Genomic DNA, 19638 nt, shown 5'->3' on the forward strand with positions numbered 1-19638 from the left:
GCGCGACCGATTCTATGATCAATCGGCCTGCGCCTGCCGCTGGCGTGCGACAACCGACTGAAATTGCGGATCATCGATCAGCGATGCCAGGGCCCAGTAGCCTTCAAGCCACTCGGCTTCGCCTTCCCAACCGCCCTCGACCAGCTTGCCGATATTGGCCAGCGCCCGATCGCGCTCCCCGATTAGGGCCCAGGCACCGGCCGCATGAAAACGGTACCAGCCGATTTCTAAACTGGCCTTTTCAAGGTGGAGTGCCCAGTCCTTGCAGGTCGCAGCATCGAGGTCGCCAATGTTTTCGGCGGGCAGGTTGCCGCTGTAGGCGAAATGCCTGTCGGTCTCGACCAGTCCGGCGTTCCTTGCGATGGCGATGGAGCCCTTGTTGGATGCATGGGTGTGCCATTCGATCCCGTGGATGCCTCTGTTGACGCACTCCGAGATGGTGGCAGCAGCGGCAATCCCGCCCAGCCCCAGCCGTCGGAAATCCGGCTCGGTGCCGACACCCAGTTCGCATCTGTCGCCGCTCACGCTGTCGGTCGCGCAATGGCTGACGATGTCGCCATCATGAAGAATGCAGAAACCGACACCCTTTTGCAGGAAATCATCGGCCGAGGGCCAATCCTCGAAGAGATCCGTGACCGTGTCGACATTGCCCGGAGCGGCTTCGACCAGCGCTCGATCGATCGGCGCCAGGCGGAAGCCTTCCGGCAAACCTGCAGCTTCAGGCTGCCGGCCATAGGCCAAACCAAACCTGATGCGGGGATGCGGCCGGGCAAACGCATTGGACCAGACCCGATCCAGGAGGCCGACCCAGGGATCGTCGACGAATAGATAGGCCCAGGCAGGGATTTCACGACCAAGGTCAGCAAAGCTCCCCGAGCCTCGACCCGGGTCACCCGCGAGGTAGAAGGCGTCGCCGTTTGCCAAGAGGGCAACCGCCGGATCGACCCTGTCATCGATCCAAATATCTCCGGTGAGCGTGCCATCCAACACCGCGGCAACGGCAACGTGTTGGGTGGACAATGTGTTCAGAAGTGGTTGAGCGACCGAGTAGGCCTTTTGCTCGAGTTTATACATGAGAAAACAATCCTGTCGCGGCAGCGGCTGGTACCGCCTCCGACAGTTGAGAGGGCAGGAACGACCACGTCATTCCCCTTCGATCCGGCTTGTGCCTGCCGGGGGGCGGCGTTGGAAACAACCATCCTGTTACCTCTCTCTTCTCGTGCGCCGTCGGTCAGGGCGCGCCCGCGCGTGATGCCACAATCTACCGGGGCGTGCAAATGCAATATCGGATACACCCGTCGTCGCCGGCAGCAAAACGACAGTGCCTGCTGCGGCCGCGTCGCCGACATCTCCACCGGTTGGCGAAGACACCGACACGCGCTAAAGGTCGATTGTTGAGACTTGGCTGAGTTTTGACAGACAAACAACAAGGTCATCGAGGTACAGATGTTCGATCTCAGCGGAAAAACCGCACTGGTTACCGGCGGTGGCCGTGGACTTGGCCTCGAGATGGCAAAGGCACTCGCCAAGGCGGGCGCATCGGTGGCGATCAATGGTCGTGGCCGGTTGGCGCTGGAGGCAGCGCGCGATCGGGTCGAGAGCGAAGGCATCATGCTCGAGGTGGCGCCGGGCGATATCGCCACGGATGCAGCAGAGATATTGGCCGCGGCGACACGCAGCACCGGGAGGCTGGATATTCTGATTCACGCCGTCGGCGAGCGCGATCGGCGCGGTACCGACGACATGGATGCGGCCGGCTTTGCCGCCCTCATCAACACCGATCTCACTGCCGCTTACGGTATGGCTAGGGCGGCGCTGCCCTATCTCCGACGATCGAACGCCGGACGGCTGATCTTCGTCACCTCGATCGCCGCCTTTGCCGCACGCTCCGGCGATCCTGCCTATACCGCGGCCAAAGGCGGGCTTGGTGCATTGACCCGCTCGCTTGCGGTCGAACTCGGTTCCGACAGCCTGACTGTCAACGCCATCGCTCCAGGCTGGTTCGCAACAGAAACCAACGCGGCACTTGCCGCCGATCCGGTGCTGCAGCAATTCATCGATGTCCGCATCCCGTTGAAGCGCTGGGGTAGGCCGGAAGAGATAGCCACTGCAGCCGTCTTCCTGGCCTCGCCGGCCTCAAGCTTCGTCAACGGCATCACCTTGACGGTCGATGGTGGCATGACCGTGCAGATGTAACCCATCGCGTTGGCACTGACGGTCAGGGCGCAGCGACCGCTTTTGAAAGCCCATCGGCAAGCAGGTCCGCGAGCGTGGTCGCGGACCTTTCCGCATTCCGTTTGAGACGCAGGCTGAATTCGGCGTCGGGCAAAGCCGGAAGCGCCAACCTTTCCGGCGCGATCGCCACACCATCCCCGACAAAGCGCGCCGTTCTCGCCGTCATCGCGATCCCGGCCCGAACCGCAGCGCGAAGCCCGGAGAGGCTAGGGCTTGTCGCCGCTATCCTGTAAGGCCGATGATTTCCCTCAAGCGCGTCGATGGCCGCGGAACGGAAACCGCATGGCGGATCGAGCACGGCGAGCGGCAGCTGTTCATCGAGGGGCATCACATTCGGCGATGCGCACAGCCAGAGCATGGGCTCGCGCAATACCGCGACTTCGTCAGCCGCCGCGCTTTGCCGCATGATGATCATCACGTCTACCGCACCCTGATCGTACTGGCTCACGAGTTCTTTCGAGCGGCCCACGCGCAGGTCCAACCGCACACGCGGGTGAGCGCGTGCGAATTGTTGCAACAGCATCGGCAGCGTGCTGTCGGCAAAATCCTGGGTGCAGCCGAGTGAAACGCGGCCGTCGGTGCGCGCGCCCTTGAGGCTGAGCCAGGCGTCGCGATGCGCATCGAGAATCTTGCGAGCCTGCACCACGACATCTTCGCCAGCCGGCGTCAGCACGCGGCCGCGGCCGGAAGGAGCCAGCAGCTCTTCCCCGATAACGGCCTCCAGCCGTTGCATCTGCGCTGTGACGGCAGATGCGGTACGCCCGACCACGGTCGCCGCGTGCGTGAGCGAGCCGCTTTCGGCAAAGGCCAGGAATGTGCGCAACAGGTCAGGGTCAAGCGTCTGCATAACTTCATGATAATCGAATCATAAATGCAAAACAATTCGATTTTTATTGAGAAACAGGAGTGCGACATTGGCGTCAACACCAACCCGCACCACACGGAGCCCACCATGCCCATCATCAATGTCACCGTCACAGGCAAGGCCGACCCTGCCCTTTCCCAGCGCATAGCTGCCACTGTGAGCGAACTGACAGCCAAGCATCTGCACAAGGACCCGACGATCACGGCAATCGTCGTCACCTACGCCGATCCGGTGCACTGGTTCGCCGGTGGCCGCTCACTCGCCGACCAGGGCGCCAACAGCTTCTGGCTCGATATCAAGGTTGTGGATGGCACCAACACCAAACAGGAGATGGCGGGTTATCTTGAGGCGGTCTTTGCCGGCTTCCAGCAACTGCTCGGCAATGTGCACTCGGAAAGCTACATCCTCGTGCATGAAGTCTCCGCCGCCGCTTACGGCTTCGAAGGCAAGACGCAGGAGTTTCGCTACATCAGCAACAAGCTCAAGGCTGCGGTTTAACCGTCAGCGCTTGAGACCGGGACAAAGGACATACGGCGTCGCTTCGCAGCGGCGCCGTTCCTCTAAGGTCTGATCAGCCGGGCTTTGCCTCGTCATTGCCGCGCAGCAAATGAATGAGCGCGGAAAAATCCTCGCCGCCGTGGCCAAGCTTTTCGAACATCGAGTAAAGCTGCGCGGCCTGGGCGCCCATCGGCGTCGAGGCGCCTGATGTGCTTGCCGCCTGTTGCGACAGCTTCAGGTCCTTCAGCATCAGGCTGGCGGCGAAGCCCGGCTTGTAATCATTGTTGGCAGGCGATGTTGGCACCGGGCCCGGCACCGGGCAATAGGTCGTCAGCGACCAGCACTGGCCGGACGAGGTCGAGGCCACGTCGAACAGCGCCTGATGCGACAGGCCGAGACGTTCGGCGAGCACAAAGGCCTCGCAGACGCCGGCCATCGAAATGCCGAGGATCATGTTGTTGCAGATCTTTGCCGCCTGCCCCGCCCCCACGTCGCCGCAATGAACGATCTTCTTGCCCATGGCATCGAGCAGTGGTTTACCGCGGGCAAAGGCGTCGTCGGCGCCACCGACCATGAAGGTCAGCGTGCCTGCGGCAGCGCCGCCTGTACCGCCGGAGACGGGTGCGTCGAGCGAACGGCAATCGGCCTTTTCCGCCAGCGCATGCGCCTTACGGGCGCTGTCGACGTCGATGGTCGAGCTGTCGATCAAAAGCGTGCCGGGGTCGACGAAGCCGAGCAATTCGTCCCAGACGTAAAGCACGTGCGCGCCGGCCGGCAGCATGGTGATGACGCATTCGGCCTCACGCACCGCATGCGCGATCGAGCCTGCAACCGAAACACCCGTCTTGGCGGCGGCGGTGCGCGATGCCTCCGACAGGTCGAACCCGGTCACCGCGTGACCGGCCTTCACCAGATTCGCAGCCATTGGGCCGCCCATGTTGCCAAGCCCGATAAAGGCGATCTTCGTCATCTTCACTCCTCCTGAAATGCAGTTCGACCGACGCCGATTGGAGCCGACGCTCCCTCAGGCGACAAACAATGGCAGGTGATCCCGGTTCGCAAAGCGCGCGCGCATTTCCTCGGTCACGTCGGATAGCCCGACCGACCATTTCGGATTGCGGTCCTTGTCGATGACGGCGGCGCGCACGCCCTCATAGAAATCGGGATTGGACAGCATGCCGAGCGTGGCCGAGTACTCCCGTTCCAGGCATTCGTTGAGCGAGGCGCTCCGGCGTCCCGCGCGCAGGAGATCGAGCGTCAGCTTCATGCTCAAGGCCGAGCGCGAGCGAAGCAGCGCCAGTGTCTCCCAACCGAAGTCACTGTCTTCGGCCTCCAGAGCCGCAAGGATTTCCTCGACAGTGTCGAAGGCAAAGCAACGATCGATTGCCTTGAGATGAGGCGCCAGCGATGAGGCCGACGCCTCCTCGGCAACGCTTCGAATTGCATTATCGACGTCCGCTGCGCTGGCTGAGGCCGACAGTCCACCAAGGATTGAGAACAGTCCATCGAGCTTGGCGGCCGGCACATAGTGATCGGCAAGCCGCGCATGGATCGCGTCCGCCGCAGCAATGTCGCGACCCGTGAGACCGAGATAGGTACCGAATTCGCCAGGTGCTTGCGGCAAAAGCCAGGTGGCGCCGACATCCGGGAAATAACCGATGCCGGTTTCCGGCATGGCGAGCCGGGTGCGCTCGGTGACGATGCGGTGGCTGCCATGCGCCGAAATGCCGACGCCGCCGCCCATGACGATGCCGTCCATGATGGCGATGTAGGGCTTGGAGTAGGCGGAGATCCGGCTGTTGACGACGAACTCCTCACGCCAGAACTGCGCGCCTTCGGCCGGCCGCTCGCGCCCGCTCTCGTAGATCATGCGGATATCGCCGCCGGCGCAAAGCCCGCGCTCGCCTTCCCCCGTCACCATGACGGCTGCGACCGAGGGGTCATTTTCGAACTCCGTCAGCGCTTCGGCGATCAACCGGATCATCGGAACGTTGAGGCTGTTCAGCGCCCTTGTGCGATTGAGCCTGATACGGCCGATGGCGCCCTGGCGCTCGACGATGACCTCAGGTGCTGCCGCCTGCATTTCCATGAAAGACCCTTCCTATTTCCGGCCGATGATCGAGCGCGCTACGATCAGTCGCATGATCTCGTTGGTGCCCTCGAGTATCTGGTGCACCCTCAGGTCCCTGACAATCTTCTCGACGCCGTAGTCGGCGAGATAGCCGTAGCCGCCATGGAGTTGCAGCGCGTCGTTGGCAACGGCAAAGCAGCGATCGGTGACGAACCGCTTGGCCATGGCGCAGAGCTTGGTTGCTTCCGGATCGCCGGCGTCGAGTGCCGAGGCCGCGCGCCAGAGGAAGGTGCGGGCAATCTCGAGATCGGTCGCCATGTCGGCGAGGCGAAACTGCAGCGCCTGGAACTCGCCGATCGCCTTGCCGAAGGCGCGGCGCTCCTGAACATAGGCAAGCGCCCGATCGAAGGCCGCCTGCGCGCCGCCGAGCGAGGCAGCGGCAATATTGAGCCGGCCGCCGTCGAGACCGCCCATGGCGATCTTGAAGCCATCACCCTCGGCACCGAGCCGATTTTCAGCCGGGACACGCACACCGTCGAGCATCACGGCACGGGTGGGCTGCACGTGCCAGCCCATCTTCTTTTCGTTCGCGCCGAAGGTAAGGCCCGGCGCATCCTTCTCCACCACAAACGTCGAGATGCCCTTGGGACCATCCTCGCCGGTTCGTGCCATGATGACATAGAGGCCGGACACGCCGGCGCCGGAGATGAATTGCTTCTGGCCGGTCAGGACGTAGCTGTCGCCGTCCTTCACCGCCTTGGTTTTCAGCGCCGCCGCATCGGAACCGGATCCCGGCTCCGTCAGGCAGTAGCTTGCCAGCGTTTCCATTGTCAGCAGCTTCGGCAGCAGCCGCTGGCGCTGCTCTTCGCTGCCGTAGCGGTCGATCATGCCGGTGCACATGTTATGAATGGAGACGAAGGAGGCGACCGCCGGGCAGCCCGTTGCCAAGGCCTCGATGATGATCGCGGCGTCAAGCCGTGTCAGGCCCGTGCCGCCGACATCGTCGCGCACATAGATGCCGGCCATGCCGAGTGCGGCTGCCGCCTGCAACTTGTCGACCGGAAAGTGTTTGTCCTGGTCCCACTCGATCGCATTGGGCGCCAGTTCGTCGCGCGCAAAATCGAGCGCCATCTGACGGATGGCTTCCTGTTCCTCTGACAGGCGAAAATCCATATGCATGTCCTCCCTGACCGCATACCCGCTGCATGTTTCCTTTGATCGTAGCCGATCAAAGGAGAAAAACATGCAGCAACTCACAATCCCACAGCGACCTTTGCGCGTCTCAGATGCGCGGTGCTGTCGGCGATTGGGGCTAGTTACACCAAATTCCGTACAGTCACAGGTGCAACTTCTCACAGGTTCTGTTCAAAAACGAACAGAGCCCTTCCTAACTTCTTCAGGTCTCGCTGAGACGATACGGCAGAGCGCCGCGCAAGTCATGGTCGACGATCAGCCTTCGTTTGAGCGGCGGCACAGCCCGGCTGGCGCATTTCGTCCGCTCGCAGATCCGGCAGGAAATGCCGATCGGATCGAAGGCCGCGCGGTTGCCGAGATCGAGATCGTCGGCATAGACGAAGGCGTCGGCGTAGGAGATTTCGCAACCGAGCGCCAAGGCGTAGCGCGGCTGGGCCGCACGAAAACCGCCCCCCCCTTTGGTTATCTGGGTGGCCAGGCAGAGATAGCGCACGCCGTCAGGCGTCTCGGCCAACTGGCGAATGATGCGACCGGGCGTCTCGAAGGCCTGATGCACGTTCCAGAGCGGACAGGCGGCACCGAAGCGCGCAAACTGCAGCTTGGCCGCACTGTGGCGCTTGGTGATGTTGCCGGCCCGGTCGATGCGGGCAAAGAAGATCGGCACGCCCTTCTGCCCTGGGCGCTGCAGCGTCGACAGCCGGTGGCAGACCTGCTCGAGTGACGCGCCGAAACGCGTCGCCAGCAGTTCGACATCGTGCCTGAGCTCGCGCGCTGCCTTGTGAAAGGCCTGGTAGGGCAGGATCAGCGCGCCGGCGAAATAGTTCTGCAGCCCGATGCGGCAGATCTCGTAGGCTTCCTCGGTGCGGAATCCGGCAGCACCGGCCACCCGGTCGATCTCTTCACGCGCATGCAGCTGGGCGATCTGAAGCGCGAGCTGAAAGTCGCGGGTCGGCGCCGGAGCATAGGGGTTCAGCGTCAAAAGACGCGCGCGCGGATCGTAGCGCCGGATCGCTTCGTCGCCGGCAGCACCGCGTAGAACCCGTACGCCATGGCGCTGCTCGAGATAGGCGACAAGAGCGGCATGATTGTCGCTCTCGCCAAGCCCGAGCTCGCCGGCCAACCGCTCGGCGAGAACGTCGATGTCATGGATGTAGTTGTCGACGAAATGAAAGAAGTCGCGCACCTCTTCATAGGGCGTCGTCTCCACCGATGGGCCGCCGCGGCCGAGGGTGTCGTCGATGCTGGCAAGCTGCTCGCTGTTGCGGCGATAGGCCTGGTGGCAACTGATCAGCGCATGCGCCAGCCCTGGCGCATTCTGGGTGATCAGCTTCAGTTCCTGCAGGCTGGGCGAATAAGTCTCGAACAGCGGGTCGCTCAAGGCTTCCGACAGCGCCGACAGCAGCCTGTCACCCTCGCCGGTCGACAATTCCGCGATGTCGATCTGGAACTTCTCGGCAAGCGCCAGCAGCACCGAGGCCGACACCGGCCGCTGGTTGTTCTCGATCTGGTTGAGGTAGCTGGTCGAGATGCCGATGCGCTCGGCAAACTGCCCCTGCGTCGCCTTGTTCGCATCCCTGACTTCCCGGACCTTGCGGCCTATATAGAGTTTGCCGATCGCCATGTTCGCAACTTTGCAATTTACATTTCGCAATATTCTCTATTTCACATTTGCACATGAACGGCCGTTTTACCATCCGGCCTTCGACGCTATTGCGAAGCGACAAACGCCTCTGCACAATCACGGAAAAACCGGGAGGGATTTATGCGCGCCATACTCGAACAGGTCGAAGCTCGCCGGGCGGAGGCAAGGGCCGGCGGCGGCCAGCGCCGCATCGACGCCCAGCACGGCAAGGGCAAGTTGACGGCGCGCGAGCGCATCGAGGTTCTGCTCGATGACGATTCCTTCGAAGAATACGACATGTACGTCACTCATCGCTGCGTCGACTTCGGCATGGACAGCCAGAAGGTCGCTGGCGACGGCGTCGTCACCGGCTGGGGCACGATCAACGGCCGGCAGGTCTATGTCTTCTCGCAGGACTTCACCGTGCTCGGCGGCTCGCTGTCGGAAACGCACGCACAGAAGATCTGCAAGATCATGGACATGGCGGTCAGGAACGGCGCGCCGGTCATCGGCCTCAACGACAGTGGCGGCGCCCGCATCCAGGAGGGTGTTGCCTCGCTTGCCGGCTACGCCGAAGTCTTCCGTCGCAATGCCGAGGCATCGGGCGTCATTCCCCAGATCTCGGTGATCATGGGCCCCTGTGCCGGCGGCGCCGTCTATTCGCCCGCCATGACCGACTTCATCTTCATGGTGCGCGACAGTTCCTACATGTTCGTCACCGGCCCCGACGTGGTGAAAACCGTCACCAACGAGATCGTCACCGCGGAAGAGCTTGGCGGCGCCGGCACGCACACGAAAAAATCTTCTGTCGCCGATGCGGCCTATGAAAACGACATCGAGACGCTGGAGCACGTGCGCTTGCTCTTCGATTTCCTGCCGCTCAACAACCGCGAAAAGCCTCCGGTGCGGCCATTTCACGACGATCCGTCGCGGTTGGAACGGCGGCTGGACAGCCTCATTCCCGACAGCGCGGCAAAACCCTACGACATGAAGGAACTGATCCTAGCGCTTGCCGACGAAGGCGACTTCTTCGAGCTGCAGCAGAGTTTCGCCCGCAACATCATCACCGGTTTCATCCGCATGGAGGGCCAGACCGTCGGCGTCGTCGCCAACCAGCCGATGGTGCTCGCCGGCTGCCTCGATATTGACAGTTCGCGCAAGGCCGCCCGCTTCGTGCGCTTCTGCGATGCCTTCTCGATCCCGATCCTGACTCTGGTCGACGTGCCCGGCTTCCTTCCTGGGACCGCCCAGGAATATGGCGGCGTCATCAAGCATGGCGCCAAGCTGCTGTTTGCCTATAGCCAGGCGACCGTGCCGATGGTGACGCTGATCACGCGCAAGGCCTATGGCGGCGCCTATGACGTCATGGCCTCCAAGCATATCGGCGCCGACGTCAATTATGCCTGGCCGACAGCGGAAATTGCCGTCATGGGCGCAAAGGGCGCGACCGAGATCCTCTACCGATCCGAACTCGGCGACGCCGAGAAGATCGCGGCGCGCACCAGGGAGTACGAGGAGCGTTTTGCCAACCCGTTCGTGGCCGCCGAGCGCGGCTTCATCGATGAGGTGATCATGCCGCACTCCTCGCGCCGCCGGATCGCCCGAGCCTTCGCATCACTCCGCAACAAGCAGGTCGACGTCCGCTGGCGCAAGCACGACACGATCCCCCTATGATGGAGGCAACCATGGAGCCGGAACGCGAACGCATCATGACGCCGGAAGAGGCCCGCCGCGACCACCGCGAAATGCTGCGCTACATGGGCGTCAACGCGCTCTATGGCATCGCGACCGGGGCAACGGTCGCCGGCGTGCTGATCTGGCTCAACATCGGCGCGGTCGGCACCCATATCGCCCGCTCCAGCAGCCCCATTCTCGCCACGGCCATGGTCGTCGTGCCCTTCGCGCTGCTCTTCGGCGGCGCTGTTGCGGCATCGTCCATCGCGCTCCTGCCCTATCGGCGCAAATTCAAACGCTGACGCGACATCCAGGATTTGAAAGAGAGACGCATGTTCAAGAAGATCCTCATCGCCAACCGTGGCGAAATCGCCTGCCGCGTCATCAAGACCGCGAAGAAGCTCGGCATCGCCACCGTCGCCGTCTACTCCGACGCCGACCGCGACGCCATGCATGTGCGCATGGCCGACGAAGCCGTCCATATCGGCCCCTCGCCTTCGGCACAGTCCTATATCGTCATCGACAGGATAATCGAGGCGATCCGCAAGACCGGTGCCGATGCCGTCCATCCCGGCTATGGATTCCTGTCGGAAAATGCCGCTTTCGCCGAAGCGCTGGAGAAGGAAGGCGTTGCCTTCATCGGCCCGCCGGTTGGCGCCATCCAGGCGATGGGAGACAAGATCACCTCGAAGAAGCTTGCAGCCGAAGCCGGCGTCTCCACCGTTCCCGGCCACATGGGCCTGATCGCCGATGCCGACGAAGCCGTCAAGATCTCCGGATCGATCGGCTATCCCGTGATGATCAAGGCGTCGGCCGGTGGCGGCGGTAAGGGCATGCGCATTGCCTGGAACGATCAGGAAGCGCGCGAGGGCTTCCAGTCCTCGAAGAACGAGGCGAAGAATTCCTTCGGCGACGACCGGATTTTCATCGAAAAATTCGTGACCGAGCCGCGCCATATCGAAATCCAGGTGCTCGGCGATAAGCACGGCAACACGCTCTATCTCGGCGAGCGCGAATGCTCGATCCAGCGCCGTAACCAGAAGGTCATCGAGGAGGCCCCCTCGCCGTTCCTCGACGCAGCCACCCGCAAGGCCATGGGCGAACAGGCCGTGGCGCTGTCGAAGGCCGTCGGCTATCACTCGGCCGGCACGGTCGAATTCATCGTCGACGGCAACCGCAACTTCTATTTCCTCGAGATGAACACCCGCCTGCAGGTCGAGCATCCGGTCACCGAACTGATCACCGGCCTCGATCTGGTCGAGCAGATGATCCGCGTCGCCGCAGGCGAAAAACTTAGCTTCGGCCAGACGGACGTGAAGCTCAATGGCTGGGCGATCGAGAGCCGACTCTACGCAGAAGATCCTTATCGCAACTTCCTGCCCTCGATCGGCCGCCTGACGCGCTATCGCCCACCGGCCGAGGGCACGGATGACGACGGCACGGTGACGCGCAACGACACGGGGGTCTTCGAAGGCGGCGAGATCTCGATGTATTACGACCCGATGATCGCCAAGCTCTGCACCTGGGGGCCGGACCGCCTGACCGCGGTCGAGGCCATGGCAGATGCGCTCGACCGGTTCGAGGTCGAAGGCATTGGCCACAACCTGCCCTTCCTTTCGGCCGTGATGCAGCAGCAGCGCTTTCGCGACGGCCGTCTAACGACCGCCTACATCGCGGAGGAATTCGCCGACGACTTTCATGGCGTGACGCCTGACGAGACCTCCGCGCGCAAGCTGGCGGCCATCGCCGTGTCGATCAACCAGGTCCTGCAGGAACGTGCCAGCCAGATTTCCGGCACCATCGGCAACCACCGCCGCATTGTTGGCAACGATTGGGTCGTCACGCTCGCCGACATGACCTTTCCGCTGACATCGGGTGCCTCGGCCGACGGCGCCTATGTCCGCTTCAAGGACGGCACATCCGCCTCGATCGCCGGTGACTGGGCGCCGGGCCGCACGCTTGCCACCTTCAACATCGACAATCAGCCGATGAGCGTGAAGGTGGAACTGACGGGCACCGCGATCCGGCTGCGCTGGCGCGGCATCGACGTGGTCGCCCGGGTCAGAAGCCCGCGCGTCGCCGAACTGGCCAAGCTGATGCCGAAGAAGCTGCCGCCGGACACATCGAGGATGCTGCTCTGCCCTATGCCCGGCGTCATCACCTCGGTCTCGGTCAAGGCAGGCGACACCGTTGAGGCCGGCCAGTCGCTGGCAATCGTCGAGGCGATGAAGATGGAAAACATCCTGCGCGCCGAAAAGCGCGCGACCGTCAAGCGTGTCGCGGTCGCAGCCGGCGCCAGCCTTGCGGTCGACGAACTGATCATGGAATTCGAATAGGAGCTGCCGGGCAAGCCATCCAGGCTTCGCCCCTCACCCTACCCCTCTCCCCGCACGCGGGGAGAGGGACGTTGAGCGCCGAGAGTGCCAGTATCCTCCTTCGCCCCGTCCCACGGGGAGAAGGTCCCGGCAGGGGGATGAGGGGCTGGCTGAGACAAGCAGAGTGCGGAGCACGTCGATGACCGAGAAGACCATCAAGGACTGGGAAAACCTCGCCGAGCGCGAGCTCAAGGCGTCGCCCGAAAGCCTCACCTGGCAGACGCCGGAGGGCATCGCCGTCAAGCCGCTCTACACAGCCGATGACCTTGATGGCATCGACCATGTCGGCTCCTTGCCCGGTTTCGCGCCGTTCCTGCGCGGCCCCCGCGCGACCATGTATGCCGGCCGTCCCTGGACGATCCGGCAATATGCCGGTTTCTCGACGGCGGAAGCCTCCAACGCTTTCTATCGCAAGAACCTCGCCGCCGGTCAGAAGGGCCTTTCGGTCGCCTTCGACCTTGCCACCCATCGCGGCTATGACAGCGATCACCCGCGCGTCGAGGGCGACGTCGGCAAGGCCGGTGTGGCGATCGACAGTGTCGAGGACATGAAGATCCTGTTCGACGGCATACCGCTCGAGGAAATGTCGGTGTCGATGACCATGAACGGCGCAGTCATCCCGATCCTCGCCTCCTTCATCGTCGCCGGTGAGGAGCAGGGCGTTTCGCGCGACAAGCTGTCCGGCACCATCCAGAACGACATCCTCAAGGAGTTCATGGTCCGCAACACCTACATCTACCCGCCTGAACCCTCGATGCGCCTGGTCGCCGACATCATCGAGTATACGGCCAAGGAAATGCCGAAGTTCAACTCGATCTCGATCTCCGGCTATCACATGCAGGAGGCCGGCGCGACGCTGGTGCAGGAGCTTGCCTTCACGCTCGCAGACGGGCGCGAATATGTGCGCGCCGCCCTTGCCAAGGGCTTGAACGTCGACGAGTTCGCCGGCCGCCTCTCCTTCTTCTTCGCGATCGGCATGAACTTCTTCATGGAGGCCGCCAAGCTTCGCGCGGCACGGCTGTTGTGGACGCGGATCATGACCGAGTTCGAGCCGAAGAAGCCATCGTCGCTGATGCTGCGCACCCATTGCCAGACATCGGGCGTCTCGCTGCAGGAGCAGGACCCCTATAACAACATCATCCGCACCGCCTTCGAGGCGATGTCGGCGGCCCTTGGCGGCACCCAGTCGCTGCACACCAACTCCTTCGACGAGGCGATCGCCTTGCCGACGGAGTTTTCGGCCCGTATCGCCCGCAACACCCAGCTGATCCTGCAGCACGAGACCGGCGTCACCAAGGTCGTCGATCCGCTCGCCGGCTCCTATTATGTCGAGAGCCTCACCAACGAACTGGCCGAAAAAGCCTGGGCGCTGATCGAGGAGATCGAGGCGATGGGCGGCATGACCGAGGCGGTCAATGCCGGATTACCGAAGCGGCTGATCGAAGAGGCTGCCACACGGCGCCAGGCAGCCGTCGACAAGGGCGAGGAAGTGATCGTCGGCGTCAACAAATACCGTCTCGACAACGAAGAGCCGATCGACATCCTGGAGATCGACAACACTGCGGTTCGCGCGGCCCAGATCCGCAGGATCGAGGAGACCAAGCGCCGCCGCAACTCGGCGGATGTGGCAAAGGCACTGGCTACAATTACCGAATTTGCGCGCAGCGGCGACGGCAACCTGCTGGCGTCAGCGGTGGAAGCGGCTCGCGCCCGGGCGACCGTCGGCGAGATATCCGACGCGATGCGTGCCGCCTTCGGCGACCATGCGGCAACACCCAAGGTCGTCAGCAAGATCTATGGCAAGGCCTATGAGGGTGAACCGGAACTCGCAATTCTTACCGAACGGCTCGGCGAGGTCTCGGGCAAGCTCGGCCGCAAGCCGAAGATCATGGTGGCGAAGCTCGGCCAGGATGGCCACGATCGCGGCGCCAAGGTGATCGCGTCTGCCTTCGGCGATATCGGCTTCGATGTTCTGGCCGGCCCCCTGTTCCAAACCCCCGAAGAGGCGGCCGACATGGCGCTCACCAGCAAGGTCAACGTTATCGGCGTGTCGTCGCTTGCCGCCGGTCACAAGACGCTGATGCCGCAGCTTGCCGAAGCGCTGAAAAAGCGCGGCGGCGAAGATGTCATTGTCATCTGCGGCGGCGTCATTCCCCGGCAGGATTACGAGTATCTGATGGATAACGGCGTTTCAGCCGTGTTCGGCCCCGGTACCAATGTGCTTGATGCCGCCCGCGCCGTGCTCGACCTGATCGAGGGCAAGCGTCGTAACATCTGAGGCGTGGGCGCGCCGGCGTTCAGCCGCTCATTGAACGAGAAGCGCGACACCGGTCGCGCCGAGCGCCAGTGTCCACAAGCGATCGAAGTTGATCCAGGCCGAGCGCAGGGCGGCAAGACCAAGCCATTCGAAGACGGCGAACGCCACCGCGGCAATGACCGCGAGCATGACCCCGCTATGAACCGCCAGGGCGGCGAGAGAGAGCGGCAGCGAACTGGTGATCGCGAGCTCGCTGCCACGGTCCGCAAGGCAGAGGCTGAGGACCGCCGGCACCAGCATCAGACCAGCCCCGTGGCTCGTCGCCATCAGGAACGACCAGAGCGTTAGGCCGGCCATACCGGTTTGCATTCCGACCCGGACGCGGTGGCGGTGGCCGTAAAGTGCGCTGTAGCCGGCGACAGCGAGAATGAGCATGGCCGCGGCAACCCGGAAGCTGTTCGGGTCCAGCGCCGTGCCGAATGCGACGAAGACGGCAAGGACAGTCGCGATGGAAATGGCATGGCCGATCGCGATCGGAACGAGAGACAGCCATATGGTCCGTCGGCTCTGGCGGTGAAGCCCAAGCGCCACGGCAAAGAGCCAGCCCATGGCCGGATTGAGGCCATGAAATGCACCCAAGCCTGCGAGGGAAAGCCAGGGCCAGAGGGTCGTCATTCGCCCAGGTAGGGCTGCACGGCCGCACCCTCCTTAAGGATAACAGTAGGAATCGGACGAGCAGTCGCCGCCTTCGAGGCGAACCTGATGCGGGCGATGACCTTTCGGCCAGTCGACGAAAAACTTTTCGTCGAACCTTATCCCGCCACCGTCAGCGACATCCAGCTTGACCATCCAGCCGTCGATGCCCTCGGGATAGAACTGCGGATCGATTGCCCCGTAGAGCGAGTTGGTGAAGTAGACCCGCTTGCCGTCCCGGCTGATCTCGACCATTTGCGGACCGCCGTTCAACGCTCCGTTTTTGGCCTTCGGATGGGTCGCGCGCGAAACAATGCCACCGATCCGCACCCTCCCCGTCTCCTTCGGGTTGAAGGGATCGGAAACGTCATACTGGATCATGTCACCCGTGCCCCAGCAGGAGACGTAGAGAAAGCGATCGTCCATCGACAGGTCGATGTCCGTAACGAGCGGCGCAACCGCGCTGAAGCCCTTGAGCACGGGTGGCAGCAGATTCGGATCGGCGGGCTCCGCCGGAATCTCGATCACCTTCTTTACCGCCCATCGGTCGCCATCGCGATACCAGGTCCAGATCGATGCGGAGAGGTCCTTGAGGCTGATGACGCAGCCAACGAAGCCGTAGGCCTTGGTCGGATCGTGGGCTGGCCGCAGCTCGAAGACGAGCTGGTGCTCCTCCCCGAAATCGATCTCCTGCAGGTGCTTGCGCTTGTGCAGATCCCAGAAATGCAGCCTGCGACCGTATTTCGAACCGAGCAGAACCTCGGGAACCAGCCCGTTTTCGAAGGTATCCGGAGTGCCCCATTCGCTGGTGACCATGGTGTCATGGCCGAGATGCCACCAGAAATCATAGGCAAGCTTTTGCGGCCCACGGTCCATTTCCCATTGACCGAGCACGTCGAAACTCTGGTGATCCAGAAGGAAGATGCCGCCGGGCGCGTTGCCGTTACGGTCCGCAAGCGCGTTGACGTAGATGCCCTCGGGACCGCAATGCGTGGTGTGCAGCCGCGAGTAGTTCGCCCTTTCGGCAATTTCCTCGGGCTCTATTACCCGGACAATCTTCGGATTACGGGGATCCGGCTTGGTGTCGATGATATGGAGCCGCGAGGATCTCAAACCGGGTACGATCAGATAGCGACGCTCGACATGCGGGTGTGGCGCGTTAGGACAAAGGCAGGAAGAGCAGGCATTCCAACCGAAATGGTGCAGCTCATCGCCGACATTCGGCATGTCGACCTGCCCGACGATCTGCGAATAGCGCGGCGACATCGGATCGACATCGACCACGGCGATCGCATCCGGCCTTGCTCGCTCCGGATCGAACGCTGCGACATAGGCTAAGGTTTCCTTCGGAGCCTTGGCCGCCATGCGGGGTGATGGATAAAAGGAAGGATCGGGTCGCCACGTCGCCATTTCCATTCTCCCCTTAGAGAATTCCCAATGCGCGGATCCTGATGCAAGGCTTGGTGATGCGGCAAAAACGCGTCGGAAATGCGGCGTCTTGTCTTACTTCCTCAACGGGAGCATGCACCTTCCAGCTAGGAGTTCAATTGGTCATCGCCTTGGGCCTGCCGCCGTGCGTGCGGCTCAATCTTAGTTCTCGAACAGCCACCGCTTTAGCTCTGGCTGTCTGTTTGCCGTTGAGGGAACTACGGCCGAGAAGCCCTTCGCCCGCCTCTAACGCTCCACGCGGGCATGCCGTTATCATTCGTCACTGATGTTGATCTTGCGAACTTCGCCCAGCCCCTCGTCATCGCCGCGGGGCCGCCGGTCGTAGCTGACCTTCACATATGATGCCGGATCGCGGTCGCTCCCTGACGTGAACACGACGGACAACTGGCTACCTTTAAGGGCGAGATGCACCGCGAACGGCGCATCGCGCCCGGCATCGATGTCGGTACGCCACCATCCGGTGCCGCTGGCATAGGAGCTGGAGCCATAGTTGTCAGCGGTCACGACGGCCGACCAGCCGGCTTCGCTCACAACAGTCAGGACAGTGCCGTGTCTGACGACGCTGAGGCAACCGTGGCAGCGGATGAGAGTAGAACCGGCTGCACGCCACAGTCCCGGAAGGCGACCGTCCTCCGCCCGGGAGGGCAAGGCCGCCAGCAAGAAAGCACCCAATAGCGCCATTGCGCCGACACGTCCGATCAACGAAGCGCCTCTTCAGAAAACTGCCCGGAACATTCTCTTTTTGGTCGATTCGAAGAATAATCGCAACCCAGGAGGGCGGCAAGATAAATCAACAACCCGAATGATCACGTCTCGATCTTCAGCTTCATCCTGTCCGCAGCGAAACAGCTGCGGGAATATTCGACCGGCTTGCCGTCGAGATCCGCGTTGATCGAGTGCGTCTCCAGCACGATCGCACCGGCCGACAGTTTCAGTTTGGAAAGCTCGTCGCCGTCGGCGTGCCGCGCGACAATTTCGGTCGATACGCGCACGTAGTCGTCAAGGCCGTGGGCGGCAAAGGCCTTGGTCACGGAATGCAATTGCTCGAACGCCTCCGCCATGCGCGGAAAACGCGCGGCCGGATAATAGCTTGCGGACACCGAGAGCGGCCTGCCGTCACCGCTGCTGACGGTGCGCAGCTCGATCACCGGGTCGCCGGGTGCTATGCCCAGCGACGTGGCGATCTCGCCAGAAGCTCTCAGTTCTGCATGCCCGAGCAACCGGGTGCCGATCTCCTTCACCTGCCGTCCGAGCCCTTGCGAGAAGCGGGTGCGGCGGGAGATCGGATAGCTCACGCGCTCCTTGCGTTCGATCATCGTGCCGCGCCCCTGCACGGCCCGCACCAGCCCCTCCTCGGCAAGAGCCGCCAGCGCGCTCCTGACCGTATGCCGGTTGACACCGAACTCGCCGGCGAGAACCGTTTCGGGCGGCACCATGCCGGCGGCATCATAATCGCCGTTGCTGATCGCCAGCCGGATCCGGTCGGCGATCTGGCGCCAGAGCGCGACACCTGTCTGCCGTTCAACCACTTTTCGAATTGCCATGTCACAAGCCTGTCATTTCCCGCCGCTAAGGAAAGGTATAAGATGTACACTTGTCTAGATCAATAGACATTTGAGGTGAAAGTGATGGATGCGAAGCTGAAACAGGAAAGTCCGCCGGACATGGCACGCAAGGAAGGCATGCGGCTGCTCGCCCGCGCGTCTTTTGAAGAACTCAACGCAGCCTGGGAGGCACTTGCCGACAAGCCAGATGTTTCGCCCGTTCGCGGGCCGGAGACCGGCCTCGTCATGGTGCGCGGCCGCATCGGCGGCGGCGGCGATGCCTTCAATCTCGGCGAAGCGACCGTCTCCCGCGCCACGGTCCGGCTATCGACCGGCGAGATCGGCCATGGGCAACTGCTCGGTACAGACAAGCAGCGGGCCCGCCTTGCCGCAATCTTCGATGCCCTTTTCCAGCGCGATGCCAACCGGGCAGCCGTCGAGGCACTTCACCGGCAGATCGCTTCGCGCATTGACGCGGAGGACCGCCGCACGGCTGAGGAAACCGCTGCCACGCGCGTCGACTTTTTCACCATGGTTCGCGGAGACGACTGATGGCCAGCCAATCGCAAATCTTCGCCGGCGCCTTCGCCGATCCGGTCTTTTCCGCCCAGTCCGTCTTCAAGAGCCTGATGGATGGCTTTGCCCGTCCGGGACAGATCATGCGCCTGGAAGCGTCGAGCGTTCCGCCGACACCAATGGGTGCCGCTGCCGGCGCCGTCGCCCTGACGCTCTGCGATCACGACACGCCCGTCTGGCTGACGCCGGCCCTTGCCAAGTCTGCAGTTCCGCAATGGATCGCGTTCCACACCGGCGCGACTGTGACCGACAGCAAGACGGATGCCCGCTTTGCCTTCATCGAGAAGGGCGCACCGGTGCCCGGCTTCGACCAGTTTTCGCTCGGCACCCAGGAATATCCGGATCGCTCGACGACGCTCGTGATCGAGATCGAAGCGCTCTCCGGTGGAGAACCCCTCACCGCTCGCGGACCCGGCATCAAGGACGATGTCACCATCGCCGTGCGTGGCCTGCCTGAAGTCTTCCTCGATTTTTGGAGTGCCAACCGCGCCATCTTCCCGCGCGGCATCGACCTCGTGCTGACATCAGGCGACAGCGTTCTCTGCCTGCCGCGCACCACCCGCCTTGTCCGACAGGAGGCATAGCC

General features: G+C 62.8%; 18 protein-coding genes. 8 read left to right on the top strand and 10 right to left on the bottom strand.

The genetic code is table 11. The annotated features are described in order from the left end of the window. Positions 1–18 precede the first annotated feature (18 nt). A complete protein-coding gene (locus AC1Q80_RS15380; protein ID WP_492360978.1) occupies positions 19–1074 on the bottom strand; it encodes a GNAT family N-acetyltransferase in 1056 nt (351 codons plus the stop codon). Between the two features lie 372 nt (positions 1075–1446). On the opposite strand from AC1Q80_RS15380, the gene AC1Q80_RS15385 reads away from it, so the two are divergent. Then, a complete protein-coding gene (locus AC1Q80_RS15385; RefSeq protein WP_173421878.1) occupies positions 1447–2196 on the top strand; it encodes an SDR family oxidoreductase in 750 nt (249 codons plus the stop codon). Positions 2197–2218: 22 nt separating this feature from the next. Here AC1Q80_RS15385 and AC1Q80_RS15390 read toward each other — a convergent pair whose 3' ends face one another. After that, positions 2219–3082 carry a LysR substrate-binding domain-containing protein gene (locus AC1Q80_RS15390; protein ID WP_492360979.1) on the bottom strand — a complete coding sequence of 288 codons (864 nt, stop codon included), beginning with the start codon at positions 3080–3082 and terminating at the stop codon, positions 2219–2221. A gap of 105 nt (positions 3083–3187) precedes the next feature. Here AC1Q80_RS15390 and AC1Q80_RS15395 point away from each other — a divergent pair, with 105 nt between their 5' ends. Beyond that, the gene (locus tag AC1Q80_RS15395; RefSeq protein WP_492360980.1) at positions 3188–3598 is read left to right on the top strand and encodes a tautomerase family protein; all 411 of its coding nucleotides are present in this window, start codon (positions 3188–3190) and stop codon (positions 3596–3598) included. Between the two features lie 73 nt (positions 3599–3671). Here AC1Q80_RS15395 and mmsB read toward each other — a convergent pair whose 3' ends face one another. The 4 genes from mmsB to AC1Q80_RS15415 form a co-directional block, all read right to left on the bottom strand. Continuing rightward, on the bottom strand, positions 3672–4568 hold the full coding sequence (gene mmsB, locus AC1Q80_RS15400; RefSeq protein WP_492360981.1) for a 3-hydroxyisobutyrate dehydrogenase: 897 nt from the start codon (positions 4566–4568) through the stop codon (positions 3672–3674). Between the two features lie 54 nt (positions 4569–4622). Further along, positions 4623–5687 carry an enoyl-CoA hydratase/isomerase family protein gene (locus tag AC1Q80_RS15405; RefSeq protein WP_492360982.1) on the bottom strand — a complete coding sequence of 355 codons (1065 nt, stop codon included), beginning with the start codon at positions 5685–5687 and terminating at the stop codon, positions 4623–4625. A 12-nt stretch (positions 5688–5699) separates the two neighbouring features. Then, positions 5700–6842, bottom strand: a complete 1143-nt coding sequence (locus AC1Q80_RS15410) for an isobutyryl-CoA dehydrogenase (RefSeq protein ID WP_492360983.1) — start codon at positions 6840–6842, stop codon at positions 5700–5702. Positions 6843–7065: 223 nt separating this feature from the next. After that, positions 7066–8484 (bottom strand): helix-turn-helix domain-containing protein, encoded by a 1419-nt coding sequence (locus tag AC1Q80_RS15415; RefSeq protein ID WP_173421872.1) that lies wholly within the window; start codon positions 8482–8484, stop codon positions 7066–7068. Between the two features lie 141 nt (positions 8485–8625). Here AC1Q80_RS15415 and AC1Q80_RS15420 point away from each other — a divergent pair, with 141 nt between their 5' ends. From AC1Q80_RS15420 to scpA, 4 genes are all read left to right on the top strand, one after another. Then, positions 8626–10158: an acyl-CoA carboxylase subunit beta gene (locus AC1Q80_RS15420; RefSeq protein WP_209789615.1), complete on the top strand. Its 1533-nt coding sequence runs from the start codon at positions 8626–8628 to the stop codon at positions 10156–10158. Between the two features lie 11 nt (positions 10159–10169). After that, on the top strand, positions 10170–10460 hold the full coding sequence (locus AC1Q80_RS15425; protein WP_234941692.1) for a hypothetical protein: 291 nt from the start codon (positions 10170–10172) through the stop codon (positions 10458–10460). A 30-nt stretch (positions 10461–10490) separates the two neighbouring features. Further along, positions 10491–12494, top strand: a complete 2004-nt coding sequence (locus AC1Q80_RS15430) for an acetyl-CoA carboxylase biotin carboxylase subunit (RefSeq protein WP_492360984.1) — start codon at positions 10491–10493, stop codon at positions 12492–12494. Between the two features lie 178 nt (positions 12495–12672). After that, on the top strand, positions 12673–14811 hold the full coding sequence (scpA, locus tag AC1Q80_RS15435; RefSeq protein ID WP_492360985.1) for a methylmalonyl-CoA mutase: 2139 nt from the start codon (positions 12673–12675) through the stop codon (positions 14809–14811). Between the two features lie 27 nt (positions 14812–14838). Here scpA and AC1Q80_RS15440 read toward each other — a convergent pair whose 3' ends face one another. The 4 genes from AC1Q80_RS15440 to phnF all read right to left on the bottom strand — a co-directional run bounded on the left by AC1Q80_RS15440 (position 14839) and on the right by phnF (position 18476). Further along, entirely contained in the window at positions 14839–15465 is a 627-nt protein-coding gene (locus AC1Q80_RS15440) for a hypothetical protein (protein WP_492360986.1), read from the bottom strand. Positions 15466–15498: 33 nt separating this feature from the next. Further along, positions 15499–16893, bottom strand: coding sequence for a selenium-binding family protein (locus AC1Q80_RS15445; protein ID WP_492360987.1), 1395 nt, complete (start codon positions 16891–16893; stop codon positions 15499–15501). Between the two features lie 291 nt (positions 16894–17184). After that, entirely contained in the window at positions 17185–17634 is a 450-nt protein-coding gene (locus AC1Q80_RS15450) for a hypothetical protein (protein ID WP_492360988.1), read from the bottom strand. A 104-nt stretch (positions 17635–17738) separates the two neighbouring features. Continuing rightward, the gene (phnF, locus tag AC1Q80_RS15455) at positions 17739–18476 is read right to left on the bottom strand and encodes a phosphonate metabolism transcriptional regulator PhnF (RefSeq protein WP_173421865.1); all 738 of its coding nucleotides are present in this window, start codon (positions 18474–18476) and stop codon (positions 17739–17741) included. Between the two features lie 84 nt (positions 18477–18560). Here phnF and phnG point away from each other — a divergent pair, with 84 nt between their 5' ends. Together phnG and phnH are read left to right on the top strand one after the other, a co-directional pair. After that, a complete protein-coding gene (gene phnG / locus AC1Q80_RS15460) occupies positions 18561–19028 on the top strand; it encodes a phosphonate C-P lyase system protein PhnG (RefSeq protein ID WP_209789608.1) in 468 nt (155 codons plus the stop codon). After that, on the top strand, positions 19028–19636 hold the full coding sequence (gene phnH / locus AC1Q80_RS15465; RefSeq protein ID WP_492360989.1) for a phosphonate C-P lyase system protein PhnH: 609 nt from the start codon (positions 19028–19030) through the stop codon (positions 19634–19636). The genes phnG and phnH overlap by 1 nt, the downstream gene beginning before the upstream one ends. The last annotated feature ends 2 nt before the right edge of the window (positions 19637–19638 follow it).

The sequence above is a fragment of the Ensifer sp. GW823-FHT05D09 genome (genome assembly GCF_058795755.1).